Below are 15,353 nucleotides of genomic sequence, written 5' to 3'. Positions count from 1 at the left end.
GATAACGCGGTCCGTCTGACAGACCGCTAAAGCCTGTATTACGACTTAAGTGACTGGCATTAGGCCTCTCACCTATCCTTCTGGTCCTCACTCTTCAGTCTGGTCAATACGATGGCAAACGGTATCACTCCGTTGGTGCTTGAAAAGAACGCATACCAGGAATTCCATGCAATGCATCGTGCAGGAAACTTCAGCGGCCAGCGGCTTGGGCAAGCGTTCTACAACCACTTCAAACTGCACCGTCTTTCTGACCAGCAGCAATTGAAAGGTTTGTATGAAGCTGACGGGAAGTCGGCTCTCAAGATCATCGAACGAGTATTCACGCTCAGTTAGTACCTTTTTATGCCTGCGAGAGATTGGTTGGCTGTCGGGGCGCATCGAGACAACCATTACCCTGACCGTAACGATCCAACACTCCGCTTGATTGATGCCCCGCCCCCAACACTCCTAAGGTGACTCCCACGACAGCGAACCCGTGGAGTGGTCATGACAACAACAATATCCCCCGACTCGCGATGGACGCGGCGGCGCAGCGAAAAGCAGCGGCGTCTCGAATTAGTGAAGGGGCTTGCCGACGGTGTAGTGTTGCCCACCGACAAGATCGTGGCGGCGCTGGAGGCATTGATCCTGCCCGGCGACCGTGTGGTGCTGGAGGGCAATAACCAGAAGCAGGCGGATTTCCTGTCCCGCTCCCTGGCCAAGGCCGATCCGGGCAAGCTGCATGACCTGCACATGATCATGCCCAGTGTCGGGCGCTCCGAGCACCTGGACCTGTTCGAACGCGGCATCGCGCGCAAGCTCGATTTCTCGTTCGCCGGCACCCAGAGCCTGCGCATCAGCCAGTTGCTCGAAGACGGTTTGCTGGAAATCGGCGCGATCCACACCTACATCGAGCTCTATGCGCGGCTGGTGGTGGACCTGATCCCCAACGTCGTGCTCTCGGCCGGTTTCATGGCCGACCGTGCCGGCAATATCTACACCGGCCCAAGCACCGAAGACACCCCGGCGTTGATCGAACCGGCGGCCTTCAGTGACGGCATTGTCATCGTCCAGGTCAATCAATTGGTGGACGATGTCAGCGACCTGCCGCGCGTGGATATCCCTGCATCCTGGGTCGATTTCGTGGTGGTGGCGGACAAGCCGTTCTACATCGAGCCGTTGTTCACCCGCGACCCACGTCACATCAAGCCCGTGCATGTGTTGATGGCGATGATGGCGATCCGCGGGATCTACGAAAAACACAACGTTCAGTCGCTGAACCACGGCATCGGCTTCAACACCGCCGCCATCGAATTGATCCTGCCGACTTACGGTGAGTCCCTTGGCCTCAAGGGCAAGATCTGCCGCAACTGGACGCTCAATCCGCATCCAACCCTGATTCCGGCCATCGAAAGTGGCTGGGTCGAAAGCGTGCATTGCTTCGGCACCGAATTGGGCATGGAAAACTACATCGCTGCCCGGCCTGATGTGTTCTTCACCGGCCGCGATGGCTCCCTGCGCTCCAACCGGATGTTCAGTCAGCTCGCCGGGCAATACGCGGTGGACCTGTTCATCGGCGCGACCCTGCAAGTCGATGGCGACGGTCATTCTTCGACAGTAACTCGCGGTCGCCTGGCCGGTTTCGGTGGCGCGCCGAACATGGGGCACGACCCGCGCGGGCGTCGTCACGGCACGCCAGCCTGGCTCGACATGCGCCACACCGACGTGGCCGAGCCGATGCTCGAACGCGGCAAGAAACTCGTGGTGCAGATGGTCGAGACCTTCCAGGAGGGCGGTAAACCGACCTTCGTCGAAACCCTAGACGCGGTGGAGGTGGCGAAGAAAAGCGGCATGCCGCTGGCGCCGATCATGATCTATGGCGACGACGTCACCCATCTGCTCACCGAAGAAGGCATCGCCTACTTGTACAAGGCCCGCTCCCTCGAAGAGCGCCAGGCGATGATCGCTGCTGTCGCCGGGGTGACCGCCATCGGCTTGCGCCACAACCCCAAAGACACCGCGCGCATGCGCCGCGAAGGCCTGATCGCCTTGCCCGAAGACCTCGGCATCCGCCGTACCGACGCCACTCGCGAACTGCTCGCTGCGAAAAGCGTGGCCGATCTGGTGGAGTGGTCCGGTGGCCTCTACAACCCGCCCGCCAAGTTCAGGAGCTGGTAATGCACGCATTCAACCTGCAACCGAAAACCCTCACCCTGGCCGAACGGCTGGCGGACCTGGCGGTGGACGCGCTGATCGACGAAGCGGACTTGTCGCCGAAACCGGCGCTGGTGGACCGTCGCGGCAATGGTGCGCACACCGATTTGCACCTCGGGCTGATGCACGCTTCGGCGTTGTCCCTGTGGCCGGCGTTCAAGGCAATGGCGGACGCGGCCATCGAGTTCGGCGAAGTCGGTTTAGCGCTGCGCGAAACCATTGGGCGGATTGGGCGTGAAGGCGAGCAAGCGATGCTCGCCACCACCAACGGTGTGAACACCCATCGTGGGGCGATCTGGGCGTTGGGGCTTTTGGTCACTGCCGCCGCGCTGGAACCTGAATCCTGTGCCGCAAGCTCAATCGCTTTGCGCGCTGCACGCCTGGCCTTGCTCGACGACCGTTACTCGCCACGTCCTTTAAGCCACGGTGCCCAGGTCGCCCAACGTTATGGCGTTCGCGGTGCCCGTGAAGAGGCACAGCTTGGTTTCCCGGCCGTGCTGCAACGTGGTTTGCCACAACTTATACGCAGCCGCGCTGCCGGCCATGGCGAACAGAACGCCCGGCTCGATGCTCTGCTGGCGATCATGACGACACTGGCCGACACCTGCGTGCTCTATCGCGCAGGCGAAACCGGCCTGCACACCATGCAACTCGGCGCTCAAGCCGTGCTCGACGCCGGCGGCAGCGCCAGCCTCGCCGGTCGCCGTCGTTTGCATGAGCTGGACCAACAATTAATCGCGTTGAATGCCTCGCCCGGCGGCGCTGCGGACTTGCTCGCAGCCTGTCTGTTCATCGACCGCATTGAGTCGTGCGACGGCATCTTCCAGGGAGCGTTTTGATGGAAACCTTATCCTTTGAATTCCCCGCTGGGCAGCCGCCACGGGGCAGGGCGCTGGTGGGCTGTGTGGGCTCGGGCGATCTGGAAGTGCTGATCGAACCGGGGCTGGCGGGCAAATTGACGATCCAGGTGCAGACCTCGGTCAATGGCAGTGAACAACGCTGGCAGCATCTGTTCGCACGGATGTTCGATGGCCAGACACCGCCCGCGATGGCGATCGATATCCACGATTTCGGCGCCACCCCCGGCGTGGTGCGCTTGCGTCTGGAACAAGGCTTTGAGGAGATCGGCCATGACTGATAGCGCAGCCTTGTTGAATAAACACAGCTTCGTCGAACTCGGTGCCCGGCAACGGGCAAAAGCGCTGCTCGATGCCGGCACCTTCCGCGAACTGCTCGACCCGTTTCAGCGCGTCATGTCGCCATGGCTGTCGCGCCAGGGCGTGGTGCCGCAAGCCGATGACGGCGTGGTCATCGCGAAGGGCAGCATCGGCGGTCTGCCGGTGGTGATCGCAGCCATCGAAGGCGCGTTTCAGGGCGGCAGCCTGGGTGAAGTCGGCGGGGCGAAGATTGCCGGTGCGCTGGAGCTGGCCGCCGAGGACAACCGCAAAGGCATTGCCACTCGCGCCGTGTTGCTGCTGGAAACCGGTGGCGTGCGTTTGCAGGAAGCCAACCTCGGGCTGGCAGCGATTGCTGATATTCACGCGGCGATTGTCGATCTGCGCCAGTACCAACCGGTAATCGGCGTGGTCGCCGGCAGCGTCGGCTGTTTTGGCGGCATGTCGATTGCCGCCGGGTTGTGCAGTTATTTGCTGGTGACTCAGGAAGCGCGTCTTGGCCTCAACGGCCCGCAGGTGATCGAGCAGGAAGCCGGGCTCGAGGAATACGACTCCCGCGATCGCCCGTTTATCTGGAGCCTGACCGGCGGCGAACAACGCTTCGCCAGTGGCTTGGTGGATCGCTATGTCGCCGACGACGTGGCGCAGATTCAGCTGCAGGTCGGCGAATTGCTCAAGCAAGGTTTGCCGGCGCAAACCCGCAGCCGCCAGGCCGAATGGTTCCTGCAACGGCTGGCCCGTCTGGACGCCGAACCGCAAATCGAGCCGGCGACGGTTCGCGATCTGTATCAAGGAGAGCGCTCATGAGTTCGTATTCCCTGAGAGGCCTGAACTGGTTCAACGCCTTGAGCGCTGGCGCGAAATCGGTCGAGGGTTTGCCGGCTTCGTTGAAAGTTGCCGACGGTGTACTGGGCGATCAGCCCGTGCGGTTTATCGCGGTGGTGGCCGATCCCGACAACCGCTTCGTCCGCGCCCGCAATGGCGAGGTGGGTCTGCTGGAAGGTTGGGGCCTGGCCAAAGCGGTGGATGAGGTGATCGAAGCCGATCGGGATACACCGCACAAACGGGCGCTGATCGCCATCGTCGATGTGCCGAGCCAGGCTTACGGTCGGCGCGAAGAAGCGCTCGGCATTCATCAGGCCTTGGCCGGTGCGGCGGACAGTTATGCCCGCGCCCGACTGGCCGGCCATGCGGTGATCGGTTTGTTGGTGGGCAAGGCGATGTCCGGGGCGTTTCTGGCTCATGGGTATCAGGCCAACCGGCTGATCGCGTTGCGCGATCCGGGGGTGATGGTGCATGCGATGGGCAAGGCGTCGGCGGCGCGGGTGACGTTGCGCAGTGTCGAAGAGCTGGAGGCGTTGGCCGCCAGCGTGCCGCCGATGGCTTATGACATCGATAGCTTTGCCAGCCTGGGTTTGCTCTGGGAAACCTTGTCGGTGGAGCAGATTGAGCAGCCGACCGCAGCAGATTTGGCGCGAGTGAATGAGTGTCTGAACCTGGCGATTGGCGATGTCGCTGCCGGCGGTCGCGATCTGAGCAGCCGCTTGGGCGCGAGTAACCGCGCCGCGTCGAGCAAGGTTCGCCAACTGCTGAGAGCGCAGTGGTGAACACGTTTCTGGCCCACGACCTGCTTTGGGGGATGACCCCGGAGCAGTTGCCGGCGGATGCGCCTGGGTGGGTGGTCGAGTCGATCAGCGCGGGTCAGCCGGTGGTAGTCCGGCGCGCGATCACCGCGCCGGGTCAAATCGCGGTCGGGGTGCGTGGGCGCTTGCGCGAACAGCGTTATGCAACATCGATGGCGATCGCGGTGATTTCGAATCGGGTAAGGCCGGAAGACCTTTGCCATCCAGAGTCGACTCGCGACCTGCCGGCCCTGCGAGCGCTGGCGCAACTGCGGCCGCTGCTCGATGCCTGTGGTTGGGTATGGGGTGTCAGCGGCAGCGCCGGGTTCGAATTGGCCAGCGGTTTTGCGGCGTTGCATGAGCGTAGCGATCTCGATTTGGTTCTGCGTACTCCACAACCGTTGGATCGTGTTCAGGCGCAGGAACTGGTGAGGCTTCTAAATACCGATATATGTCTGGTGGATATGCAGCTGCAGACGCCTTACGGCGCTGTCGCCCTGCGCGAATGGGCCAGCTCTGCACATAGGGTATTGCTGAAAAATGCCATTGAAGCCTGTCTGGTCACCGATCCCTGGAACCCACAGGAGCAAGCAGCGTGAGTAGTCTGCTGGTGTTCCCCGGCCAGGGCGCGCAGCAACCGGGCATGCTCCATCGTTTGCCTCGGGAAACGCTGATCGAGGCGAGCGAGGTGCTTGGCGAAGACGTCTTGCTGCTCGATTCTGCCGAGGCGTTGCAGTCGACGAGGGCGGTTCAGTTGTGCCTGCTGATTGCCGGCGTTGCCGCTTCGCGCCAGTTATCAATGGCGCCGGATTACGTGGCGGGATTGTCCATTGGTGCCTACCCGGCAGCGGTGGTCGCGGGCGCCCTGAGTTTCAGCGATGCACTGCATCTGGTCAGCCTGCGCGGTGAGCTGATGCAGCAGGCATATCCTCAGGGTTACGGCATGACCGCGCTCATCGGTCTGGAGTTGGCGACGGTGGAAGGGTTGCTGGCGCAGGTTCACAGCGTCGACACGCCGGTTTACCTGGCCAATATCAATGCCGATAACCAGGTGGTGATCGCTGGCAGCGATGCTGCGATGAAAGCGGTTGCAGAATTGGCGAAAGGTCGTGGCGCCGGTCTGGCCAAGCGCTTGGCGGTCAGCGTGCCGTCCCATTGTCCGCTGCTGGAAGTTTCCGCAAAGACCTTGGCCGAAGCATTCGCCGGGGTGCAATTGAAAACGCCAACCGTGGGTTACCTGAGCGGCAGCCGCGCACGGCCCGTTATTAACACTGACGCGTTGCGCGACGACCTGGCGTTCAACATGTGCCGCGTCGTCGATTGGCGCGGTACGGTGCAAAGCGCTTACGAGCGCGGCGTGCGTTTACAGATCGAACTGCCGCCCGGTGCGGTGTTGACCGGGCTGGCGCGCCGGGTGTTCGAGCAGGGCACCGTGATTGCCTTCGACGGTGCACGGCTCGATACCTTGCAGGCGCTGTTGCGTGAGGAGGGAAGCCGCCAACACTAGACCACCGACTCAGGCTTCGAACTACAAAAACAACAATTCCGACGATGCACTTTGAGGACTACAACAATGATTATTTACGGTGTGGCGCTGTTGGCGATCTGTACGCTGGCAGGGGTGATCATGGGTGACATGCTCGGCGTGTTGCTGGGTGTGAAATCCAACGTCGGCGGGGTCGGGATCGCGATGATCCTGCTGATCTGCGCACGGTTGTGGATGCACAAACGTGGCGGCATGACCAAGGATTGCGAGATGGGCGTCGGCTTCTGGGGCGCCATGTACATTCCGGTGGTGGTTGCCATGGCGGCGCAACAGAACGTCGTCACCGCCCTGCACGGCGGCCCGGTGGCGGTGCTGGCGGCGATCGGTTCGGTGGTGCTCTGCGGCTGCACCATTGCGTTGATCAGCCGGACCCACAAAGGCGAACCCTTGCCCGATGAGCCGGTGGAAGTCACCCCGGTTGGCACGCCAGTAGGAGGTCGCTGATATGTGGGATCTCATCGAGAAAGGTCTGGAGCACAACGGTCTGGTCACAGCGTTCGCCTTCGTTGGCGTGATCATGTGGGTGTCGGTGGTGTTGTCCAAACGCCTGACCTTCGGCCGGATTCACGGCTCGGCGATTGCCATCGTCATCGGCCTGGTGCTGGCGTGGGTTGGCGGCACCATGACCGGCGGGCAAAAAGGCCTGGCGGATCTGTCACTGTTTTCCGGCATCGGTTTGATGGGCGGCGCCATGCTGCGTGACTTCGCCATCGTCGCCACGGCGTTCGAGGTGCAGGCCACTGAAGCGAAAAAGGCCGGGATGATTGGCGCTATCGCGCTGCTGCTGGGCACGATTCTGCCGTTCATTGTCGGGGCGAGCATTGCCTGGGTGTTCGGTTATCGCGATGCGATCAGCATGACCACCATTGGCGCGGGTGCGGTGACGTATATCGTCGGGCCGGTGACGGGTGCTGCGATTGGGGCCTCATCCGATGTGATGGCGCTGTCGATTGCCACCGGGTTGATCAAGGCGATTCTGGTGATGGTCGGCACGCCGGTGGCGGCGCGCTGGATGGGCCTGGATAACCCGCGCTCGGCGATGGTGTTTGGCGGGTTGGCCGGGACGGTGAGTGGTGTGACCGCCGGGTTGGCGGCGACGGACCGGCGGCTGGTGCCGTATGGCGCGCTGACGGCGACGTTCCATACCGGGCTTGGATGCTTGCTTGGGCCTTCGTTGCTGTACTTCATTGTTCGCGGGATTGTTGGTTAACGAATGACTGCTTCTTGTGGTGAGGGAGCAAGCTCCCTCACCACATTCAAGCCTGGCGATTGGCATACATCCGGCATTCCGCCAACAGTGCCAGCAGATTCGGGTCACGCTCTTTGGCCTTGAGAAATACCACGCCAATGTGCTGCTGCAACCGGTACTTTTCCTGCAATGGAATCAGCTTCACCCGGTTCTCATACACCGCCGCAATCCGCCCCGGCAGCAGCGCATAACCCACCCCCGAGCTGACCATGCTCAGCAGGGTGAAGATGTCGTTGACCTGCATCGCCACCTTCGGCTCGAACCCCGCCTGCTTGAACACCCGAATACCGTCCTGGTGCGTGGCAAAGCCTTGGGTCAAGGTGATGAACGTTTCGTCGCGCACCTCGGCCAGATCGACTTCGGCCCGCTGGGCAAAGGGCGAATCAGCCGGGGTGGCGAGGAAGATGTCATCGGAAAACAGCGGGATCTGCTCGCAGTCCGGGTCGTTGACGCTGTCGTCCAGCGACACCAGGATTGCATCGACTTCCATGTTCTTGAGCTTGTATAGCAGGTCGATGTTCGAGCCCAGGATCAGGTCGATATTGAGTTCGCTACGGCGGATTTTCAGGCCCATGATCAGCTGCGGCACAGTCTTCACCGTCAGCGAATACAGCGAGCCGAGTTTGAAACGCTCGGCGGAGAACCCGGCGGCTTCGCGGGTCAGGCGCACGGTTTCGAGCACATCCTGAATCAGCTTCTGCGCCCGCTCTTCCAGCACATAAGCGCTTTCCAACGGGGTCAGGTTGCGGCCTTCGTGCTTGAATAGCGGGCAACGCAGGGCGCTTTCCAGGGAGTGGATGGCGCGGTGCACGCTGACGTTGCTGGTCTGCAACTCGACGGCGGCGCGGGCCAGGTTGCCGGTGCGCATGAAGGCCAGGAACACTTCGAGTTTTTTCAGGGTCAACTCTTCATCGATCAGCATGGGCCAAACTCTTTTTGGAATGACCTGATTGTGCCCAATTGGCTAACGTTTGGCTTGATGGCTTTCGTAGGGGCTGCCGAAGGCTGCGATCTTTTGATCTTGATTTTCGGTGTCCTTGAAGATGCCTAAGATCAAAAGATCGCAGCCTCGTTTCACTCGACAGCTCCTACACAGCTCCTACACAGCTCCTACACAGTTCTTGCAGGGGCTTTGTGTTAATGAATTTTGAGGTGAGCAACACATGTATCACGGGGAAAGATTGAACGCCTGGACGCATTTGGTTGGGGCGGTGGCGGCATTGGTCGGGGGCGTGTGGCTGCTGGTGATCGCCAGTATGGATGGCAGTCCGTGGAAGATCGTCAGTGTGGCGATTTACGCGTTTACCTTGCTGGTGCTCTACAGCGCCTCGACCGTGTACCACAGCGTGCGTGGGCGCAAGAAAGCGATCATGCAGAAGGTCGATCACTTTTCGATCTACTTGCTGATTGCCGGTAGTTACACGCCGTTCTGCCTGGTGACCCTGCGCGGGCCATGGGGCTGGACCTTGTTCGGAATTGTCTGGGGGCTGGCGCTGATCGGTATCCTGCAAGAGATCAAACCGCGCTCGGAAGCACGGATTCTGTCGGTCGTGATTTACGCGGTGATGGGCTGGATCGTGCTGGTGGCGGTCAAGCCGTTACTGGCGGCACTGGGCCCTGTCGGCTTTACCTTGCTGGCGTCGGGCGGGGTGTTGTACACCGTGGGGATTATCTTTTTTGCCCTCGACCATCGTCTGCGCCACGCCCATGGGATCTGGCATCTGTTCGTGATCGCCGGGAGTTTGCTGCACTTTGTGGCGATTTGGTTCTACGTCTTGTGACTGCTTTTGTGGCGAGGGGGCTTGCCCCCGTTGGGCTGCGAAGCGGCCCCAGTCTTGCAACGCGTCTTCTCAGATACAACGCATAAACCGGATTTACGACTGCTTCGCAGCCGAACGGGGCGGTGCGGCGTTCCGACAAGCCCCCTCGCCACAAGGCCCTAGAAGTCACCCCAGAGTTGTTGGGCAACCGCCAACGCCACCACCGGCGCGGTTTCGGTGCGCAGTACGCGCGGGCCGAGGCGGGCGGCGTGGAAACCGCCAGCCTTGGCCTGTTCGACTTCGACGTCGGACAAGCCGCCTTCCGGGCCGATCAGGAACGCCAGGCTTGCAGGTTTGGCGTGGCTCACCAGAGGCTCGGCCACCGGATGCAGCACCAGTTTCAATTCGGCCGCGGTCTGCTTCAACCAGTCAGCCAACAGCAATGGCGGATGAATCACCGGCACCCTTGAACGCCCACACTGCTCGCAGGCGCTGATCGCCACCTGACGCCAGTGCATCAGGCGTTTGTCGGCGCGTTCGTCCTTGAGGCGGACTTCGCAGCGGTCGGTGAAAATCGGCGTGATTTCGGTGACGCCCAGTTCGGTGGCTTTTTGAATCGCCCAGTCCATCCGCTCGCCACGGGACAAACCCTGGCCGAGATGGACCGCCAGCGACGACTCGACCTGACCGGTAAAGCTTTCATCGATTTGCACCACCACGCGTTTCTTGCCGACTTCCACCAGCGTGCCGCGAAACTCGTGGCCCGAGCCGTCGAACAGTTGCACCGCATCACCCTCGGCCATGCGCAGCACACGGCTGATGTAATGCGCCTGGGCTTCGGGCAACTCGTGTTCGCCGGTGCTCAAAGGGGCGTCGATAAAGAAGCGGGACAGTCTCATCTTGGGTCTCTACGGTAAGTTCGGATCGAGTTGCTTTTGTGGCGAGGGAGCTTGCTCCCGTTCGAGCGCGAAGCGGTCGCAAGGTTTGCCTGACACTCCTCAGTGTCAGGTTTTGGGGTTGCTACTCAGCCCAGCGGGAGCAAGCTCCCTCGCCACAGGGTTACTACTCAGTGGCAGCTAGCCCGGATCGCGATAGCCCGGATGAAAGTCCTTCGGTACCGCCACGCTGATGCTGTCACGGGTGGCGATGTCGATGCCTTCGCTGGCCACTTCGGCCAGAAAATCGATCTGCTCCGGGGTAATCACGTAAGGCGGCAGGAAATACACCACGCTGCCCAACGGCCTCAGTAAAGCACCTCGTTGCAGTGCATGCTGGAACACGGTCAAACCGCGACGTTCCTGCCACGGGTAAGCGGTCTTGCTGGCCTTGTCCTTGACCATCTCGATCGCCAGCACCATGCCGGTCTGGCGCACTTCAGAGACGTTCGGGTGATCGGCCAGGTGCGCGGTGGAGGAGGCCATGCGCTGGGCCAGGGCCTTGTTGTTCTCGATGACGTTGTCTTCTTCGAAGATATCCAGCGTCGCCAATGCCGCCGCGCAGGCCAGCGGATTGCCGGTATAGCTGTGGGAATGCAGGAAGGCGCGCAGGGTCGGGTAGTCGTCGTAGAACGCGCTGTAGACCTCATCGGTGGTCAGGCAGGCCGCCAACGGCAGGTAACCGCCAGTCAGGGCCTTGGACAGGCAGAGGAAGTCCGGGCGGATACCGGCCTGTTCGCAGGCGAACATTGTGCCGGTACGACCGAAGCCGACGGCGATTTCATCGTGGATCAGGTGCACGCCATAACGATCACAGGCGTCGCGCAGCAGCTTGAGGTACACCGGGTGATACATGCGCATGCCGCCGGCGCCCTGAATCAGCGGCTCCAGAATCACCGCGGCCACGGTATCGTGGTTGTCGGCCAGGGTCTGCTCCATGGCGGCGAACATGTTGCGCGAATGTTCTTCCCAGCTCATGCCCTCGGGGCGCAGGTAGCAATCGGGGCTCGGCACCTTGATGGTGTCCATCAGCAGGGCTTTGTAGGTTTCGGTAAACAGCGGCACGTCGCCCACTGCCATCGCCGCCATGGTCTCGCCGTGGTAGCCGTTGGTGAGGGTGACGAAGCGCTTCTTGTTCGGCTGGCCGCGGTTGAGCCAGTAGTGAAAGCTCATTTTCAGCGCGACTTCGATGCACGATGAACCGTTATCGGCATAGAAACACCGGGTCAGGCCTTCGGGCGTCATCTTCACCAGACGCTCGGACAGCTCGATCACCGGCTGATGACTGAAACCGGCGAGGATCACGTGTTCCAGCTGATCGACCTGATCCTTGATGCGCTGGTTGATCCGCGGGTTGGCGTGGCCGAACACATTGACCCACCAGGAGCTGACGGCGTCGAGGTAGCGTTTGCCTTCGAAGTCTTCCAGCCACACGCCTTCACCGCGCTTGATCGGGATCAGCGGCAGCTGTTCGTGGTCTTTCATCTGGGTGCAGGGATGCCACAACACGGCGAGATCGCGTTCCATCCACTGTTTATTCAGGCCCATTTTCTGTCTCCTCGAGGCTACCCGTGACGTAGGCGGGTAAACAATCGCGCAAGCCTATGCAATGCGCGTCACGGGGACAACCCATTGTGTCGATTGAGCTACTTTGTATAGGACGATAGACGTCGCTGGCGGCGTTTTGATGGCTGACGTATTCTTCGCGGCTCTTTGAGTCGTCTGACTCGTAAAACCGCTATTTCCTCGTGTATTTCCGGAGTTCTCTGAATGTCTGCTGGTTGGCTGCGCGCCTGTGCGCTGGTGATGTTAGGGCTGTTCAGCGTTTCGGCGCTGGCCAAGGATAAAACGGCGATCGTGGTCGGCGGCGGGCTTTCGGGCCTCACCGCGGCGTACGAACTGCAGAGCAAAGGTTGGCAGGTCACCCTGCTGGAAGCCAAACCGACCCTGGGCGGTCGTTCTGGCATGGCCACCAGCGAGTGGATCGGCAACGACAAGACCCAACCGGTTTTGAACAAGTACATCTCGACGTTCAAGCTGAGCACCACGCCAGCCCCCGAGTTCGTGCGGACCCCGGGTTACCTGATCGACGGTGAATACTTCAGCGCCGCCGATCTGGCGACTAAACAGCCGGCCACCAGCGACGCGCTGAAACGCTACGAAAAAACCCTGGATGACCTGGCGCGCTCGATCGAAGACCCGCAAAACCCGGCCGCCAACAGCACGCTGTTCGCCCTGGACCAGATCAACGTGGCCAACTGGCTCGATCGCCTGAATCTGCCAGCCACTGCGCGTCAGTTGGTGAATCAGGAGATTCGTACCCGTTACGACGAACCTTCGCGCCTGTCGCTGCTGTATTTCGCACAACAAAGCCGCGTCTACCGTGGCATTGCTGACCGTGACCTGCGCGCCTCGCGCCTGCCCGGCGGCAGCCCGGTGTTGGCCCAGGCCTTCGTCAAGCAACTGAAAACCATCAAGACCAGTTCCCCGGTTTCGTCCATTACCCAGGATAAGGACGGTGTGAGCGTCAAGGTCGGCAGCGTTGGCTATCAGGCGGACTACGTCGTACTGGCCGTGCCATTGCGCGCACTGAACAAAATCCAGATGACTCCGGCGCTGGACGCCCAGCACATGGGCGCCATCAAGGGCACCAACTACGGCTGGCGTGACCAGATCATGCTGAAGTTCAAGACGCCAGTGTGGGAAAGCAAGGCGCGCATGTCTGGCGAGATCTACAGCAACGCCGGTCTGGGCATGTTGTGGATCGAGCCGGCCTTGAAGGGCGGCGCCAACGTGGTGATCAACATTTCCGGCGACAACGCGCGGGTGATGCAGGCCTTTGGCGACAAGCAAATGGCCGATCAGGTGCTGATTCGTCTGCACGCCTTTTATCCACAGGCACGCGGTTCGTTCACCGGTTATGAAATCCGCCGCTACAGCACCGACCCATCAATGGGCGGCGCTTACCTGGCCTTCGGTCCGGGGCAGATCAGCAAATACTGGCGCCTGTGGGAGCGTCCGCTGCAACGTGTAGCCTTTGCCGGCGAACACACTGACACCTTGTACCCAGGCACCCTGGAAGGCGCCTTGCGCACCGGTCAGCGTGCAGCCAGTCAGCTGGAAGACCTGGCAGCGGGCAAATCGTTTGAACCGGCGAAAGTTGTGCCAGCAGCGACCGCTGCGGCGGCAGGCGCGGTAGTGGCGAAGAAAGGCAATTTCTTCAGCAACATGTTCGGTGGTTCGTCCGATAAAGCGGCCGACAAGGCAGAACCTGCGAAGGTTGAAGCGAAAGCTGAAGAGACCAAGCCTGGCTTCTTCTCGCGGATGTTTGGTGGTGGCTCCGACAAGGCTCCGGCCAAGGCGCCAGAACCCGTGGCCCCCGTTGCTCCGGCACCCGCGCCAGTTGCTGCGCCGGCTCCGGCACCTGCACCGGTTGAGGCACCGAAGCCAGTGGTGCCGGCGCAAGCCGAGCCGGTGAAGAAAGCACCGTCCAAAGCGCCAGTGAAAAAGCCTGCAGCCAAAACCGAGGCCAAAAAGGCTCCGGCCAAGGCAACGGCGAAAAAGGCTGAGCCAGTGAAGAAACCAGTGGCGAGTACCGCTGCGAAGGCACCGGTGGCGACTGAAACCAAGACACAGTAAGTTTTGGGATCAAAAAAAAGCGCGGCAGTGATGCCGCGCTTTTTTTATGTCTTTGTCCTCCCGTGGAGGCAGCTGATTTTTTTGGTACTAAGGTAGACAGAGGGTATGGATATGGTCGCCTTGGTAGTCGCTGATATAGGCGCAGTTATGACTATCAAGAACCATATGTTGTGGGTCGATAGCGCCAGGGATGGGAAACCTGCGAACAATCTTATGGGTGGCGGTATTCACTTCCACGACCTCTTTTTCGGTTTGATCAACGGCATAAGCGTTCTTTTTGCTAAACACTATTTCCCCTTCGCAAGCCACAAAATCGAAATGTCGGGTGGTCAGTGACCGGGTGTCCAACACGGTCAGTTTTCGAGCGTCCAGACCCACGATATACACTTTTCTACCGTCGGGACTGACAGTAACGGCTGACGGATATTTTTCGGTTTTGATGATGTTGATGACTTCGAACGTCTTGCTGCTGATGACCGTGAGCGCGTCCTGAAAAGGGCGACCAGGGGAATCGGTACTGGAAATATAGAGACGCGAATCGTCTTGGCTGATATCCACACTTATGGACGGTGATGGTAATCCTCGGACTCTGCTCACCACATAAGTGCGAGTGTCAATTATTGCCAGCCACTCTTTATCCTGCCGTACGGTGACGTAAACATGCCTCCCGTCCCGGCTCGCGACGACTCCCCAAGGGTGTCTACCCACCGTGATGTTACCCACCGCGTATGTTTCGGTATCAATAACCGAAACCGAACTTGAACCGTAGTTGGTCACGTAAGCTCTTTTCCCCTCATGGCCAAGGGCAATGCTTCGGGGATACTGCTCTACGGCGATGGTGCGAATTACCTTTTTGATCCGGGTGTCGATGACGGACACATTGTCCGACATGTAATTGCAAACAAATACGCGCGATCCATCGTTGCTGATGGCCATCCCTCGCGGTCCTTCCCCTACGGGTATCGAATTGGATTGATTGCGTGTTATCACGGGGGATGAACTCGAATTGTGACTCATGGTAGAACTCCTGTTCAGACACTTGGACTCACGTCCAAGTTCAAGTTCATCAATGACTTGCAATGAAAGCCACTGTTAAATGTGACAGTTCTGACGAGTGGTATCGGCTCTTGAATGAATATTAGGAGGGTGCGTGAAGGTTTTTTCCTTCGGTTAACACTCTCTTAACCTCTCGGCCCCAAGGTCTTGATCGTATTTCTCGATATTTCAGAGCGAA

16 protein-coding genes are annotated in these 15,353 nt (G+C 60.3%); 12 read left to right on the top strand and 4 right to left on the bottom strand.

The genetic code is table 11. The features are described 5' to 3' along the window. Positions 1 to 111 precede the first annotated feature (111 nt). The 10 genes from ACCC96_RS11330 to madM all read left to right on the top strand — a co-directional run bounded on the left by ACCC96_RS11330 (position 112) and on the right by madM (position 7,746). Positions 112 to 333 carry a hypothetical protein gene (locus ACCC96_RS11330; protein ID WP_064620940.1) on the top strand — a complete coding sequence of 74 codons (222 nt, stop codon included), beginning with the start codon at positions 112 to 114 and terminating at the stop codon, positions 331 to 333. A gap of 153 nt (positions 334 to 486) precedes the next feature. Beyond that, a complete protein-coding gene (gene mdcA, locus ACCC96_RS11325) occupies positions 487 to 2,157 on the top strand; it encodes a malonate decarboxylase subunit alpha (RefSeq protein WP_019580630.1) in 1,671 nt (556 codons plus the stop codon). Next, positions 2,157 to 3,032 carry a triphosphoribosyl-dephospho-CoA synthase gene (locus ACCC96_RS11320; protein WP_413695849.1) on the top strand — a complete coding sequence of 292 codons (876 nt, stop codon included), beginning with the start codon at positions 2,157 to 2,159 and terminating at the stop codon, positions 3,030 to 3,032. The genes mdcA and ACCC96_RS11320 overlap by 1 nt, the downstream gene beginning before the upstream one ends. Further along, positions 3,032 to 3,331, top strand: a complete 300-nt coding sequence (locus ACCC96_RS11315; protein WP_007941972.1) for a malonate decarboxylase subunit delta — start codon at positions 3,032 to 3,034, stop codon at positions 3,329 to 3,331. The genes ACCC96_RS11320 and ACCC96_RS11315 overlap by 1 nt, the downstream gene beginning before the upstream one ends. Beyond that, positions 3,324 to 4,175, top strand: a complete 852-nt coding sequence (locus tag ACCC96_RS11310; protein WP_413695848.1) for a biotin-independent malonate decarboxylase subunit beta — start codon at positions 3,324 to 3,326, stop codon at positions 4,173 to 4,175. The genes ACCC96_RS11315 and ACCC96_RS11310 overlap by 8 nt, the downstream gene beginning before the upstream one ends. After that, complete coding sequence (gene mdcE, locus ACCC96_RS11305; RefSeq protein ID WP_413695847.1) at positions 4,172 to 4,975, top strand: biotin-independent malonate decarboxylase subunit gamma; 804 nt, start codon at positions 4,172 to 4,174, stop codon at positions 4,973 to 4,975. The genes ACCC96_RS11310 and mdcE overlap by 4 nt, the downstream gene beginning before the upstream one ends. Beyond that, positions 4,969 to 5,589, top strand: coding sequence for a malonate decarboxylase holo-ACP synthase (locus ACCC96_RS11300; protein WP_413695846.1), 621 nt, complete (start codon positions 4,969 to 4,971; stop codon positions 5,587 to 5,589). The genes mdcE and ACCC96_RS11300 overlap by 7 nt, the downstream gene beginning before the upstream one ends. Next, entirely contained in the window at positions 5,586 to 6,497 is a 912-nt protein-coding gene (mdcH, locus tag ACCC96_RS11295) for a malonate decarboxylase subunit epsilon (RefSeq protein WP_413695845.1), read from the top strand. Before ACCC96_RS11300 ends, mdcH begins: the two co-directional genes overlap by 4 nt. 66 nt (positions 6,498 to 6,563) lie before the next feature. Next, positions 6,564 to 6,980, top strand: coding sequence for a malonate transporter subunit MadL (madL, locus tag ACCC96_RS11290; RefSeq protein ID WP_413695844.1), 417 nt, complete (start codon positions 6,564 to 6,566; stop codon positions 6,978 to 6,980). A 1-nt stretch (position 6,981) separates the two neighbouring features. Further along, entirely contained in the window at positions 6,982 to 7,746 is a 765-nt protein-coding gene (gene madM / locus ACCC96_RS11285; protein WP_413695843.1) for a malonate transporter subunit MadM, read from the top strand. A gap of 46 nt (positions 7,747 to 7,792) precedes the next feature. Here madM and ACCC96_RS11280 read toward each other — a convergent pair whose 3' ends face one another. Then, complete coding sequence (locus ACCC96_RS11280; RefSeq protein ID WP_253417860.1) at positions 7,793 to 8,707, bottom strand: LysR substrate-binding domain-containing protein; 915 nt, start codon at positions 8,705 to 8,707, stop codon at positions 7,793 to 7,795. Between the two features lie 241 nt (positions 8,708 to 8,948). Here ACCC96_RS11280 and trhA point away from each other — a divergent pair, with 241 nt between their 5' ends. After that, complete coding sequence (gene trhA, locus ACCC96_RS11275) at positions 8,949 to 9,566, top strand: PAQR family membrane homeostasis protein TrhA (protein WP_018928730.1); 618 nt, start codon at positions 8,949 to 8,951, stop codon at positions 9,564 to 9,566. Between the two features lie 158 nt (positions 9,567 to 9,724). Here the strand turns inward: trhA and ACCC96_RS11270 are convergent, their stop codons facing one another. After that, entirely contained in the window at positions 9,725 to 10,444 is a 720-nt protein-coding gene (locus ACCC96_RS11270) for a 16S rRNA (uracil(1498)-N(3))-methyltransferase (protein WP_018928731.1), read from the bottom strand. A gap of 177 nt (positions 10,445 to 10,621) precedes the next feature. Continuing rightward, entirely contained in the window at positions 10,622 to 12,028 is a 1,407-nt protein-coding gene (locus ACCC96_RS11265) for an adenosylmethionine--8-amino-7-oxononanoate transaminase (RefSeq protein ID WP_413695842.1), read from the bottom strand. Between the two features lie 222 nt (positions 12,029 to 12,250). On the opposite strand from ACCC96_RS11265, the gene ACCC96_RS11260 reads away from it, so the two are divergent. Further along, the gene (locus ACCC96_RS11260; protein ID WP_413695841.1) at positions 12,251 to 14,119 is read left to right on the top strand and encodes a flavin monoamine oxidase family protein; all 1,869 of its coding nucleotides are present in this window, start codon (positions 12,251 to 12,253) and stop codon (positions 14,117 to 14,119) included. 87 nt (positions 14,120 to 14,206) lie between these two features. On the opposite strand, the gene ACCC96_RS11255 is transcribed toward ACCC96_RS11260, so the two are convergent. Beyond that, entirely contained in the window at positions 14,207 to 15,055 is an 849-nt protein-coding gene (locus ACCC96_RS11255) for a YncE family protein (RefSeq protein ID WP_413695840.1), read from the bottom strand. Between the last annotated feature and the right edge of the window lie 298 nt (positions 15,056 to 15,353).

It is taken from the genome of Pseudomonas sp. Pseusp11 (genome assembly GCF_047304405.1).
Lineage (GTDB): Bacteria > Pseudomonadota > Gammaproteobacteria > Pseudomonadales > Pseudomonadaceae > Aquipseudomonas.
Note: the sequence above shows the minus strand (reverse complement) of the source record. Positions and strands in the feature narration are given on the sequence as shown.

Coding starts and splice junctions, on each gene's coding strand:
- ACCC96_RS11265 (WP_413695842.1), bottom strand. CDS start 12,028: ATGGGCCTGAATAAACAGTGGATGGAACGCGATCTCGCCGTGTTGTGG.
- ACCC96_RS11280 (WP_253417860.1), bottom strand. CDS start 8,707: ATGCTGATCGATGAAGAGTTGACCCTGAAAAAACTCGAAGTGTTCCTG.
- mdcA (WP_019580630.1), top strand. CDS start 487: ATGACAACAACAATATCCCCCGACTCGCGATGGACGCGGCGGCGCAGC.
- ACCC96_RS11310 (WP_413695848.1), top strand. CDS start 3,324: ATGACTGATAGCGCAGCCTTGTTGAATAAACACAGCTTCGTCGAACTC.
- ACCC96_RS11330 (WP_064620940.1), top strand. CDS start 112: ATGGCAAACGGTATCACTCCGTTGGTGCTTGAAAAGAACGCATACCAG.
- mdcE (WP_413695847.1), top strand. CDS start 4,172: ATGAGTTCGTATTCCCTGAGAGGCCTGAACTGGTTCAACGCCTTGAGC.
- ACCC96_RS11255 (WP_413695840.1), bottom strand. CDS start 15,055: ATGGCCATCAGCAACGATGGATCGCGCGTATTTGTTTGCAATTACATG.
- ACCC96_RS11315 (WP_007941972.1), top strand. CDS start 3,032: ATGGAAACCTTATCCTTTGAATTCCCCGCTGGGCAGCCGCCACGGGGC.
- ACCC96_RS11270 (WP_018928731.1), bottom strand. CDS start 10,444: ATGAGACTGTCCCGCTTCTTTATCGACGCCCCTTTGAGCACCGGCGAA.
- ACCC96_RS11260 (WP_413695841.1), top strand. CDS start 12,251: ATGTCTGCTGGTTGGCTGCGCGCCTGTGCGCTGGTGATGTTAGGGCTG.
- madM (WP_413695843.1), top strand. CDS start 6,982: ATGTGGGATCTCATCGAGAAAGGTCTGGAGCACAACGGTCTGGTCACA.
- madL (WP_413695844.1), top strand. CDS start 6,564: ATGATTATTTACGGTGTGGCGCTGTTGGCGATCTGTACGCTGGCAGGG.
- trhA (WP_018928730.1), top strand. CDS start 8,949: ATGTATCACGGGGAAAGATTGAACGCCTGGACGCATTTGGTTGGGGCG.
- ACCC96_RS11320 (WP_413695849.1), top strand. CDS start 2,157: ATGCACGCATTCAACCTGCAACCGAAAACCCTCACCCTGGCCGAACGG.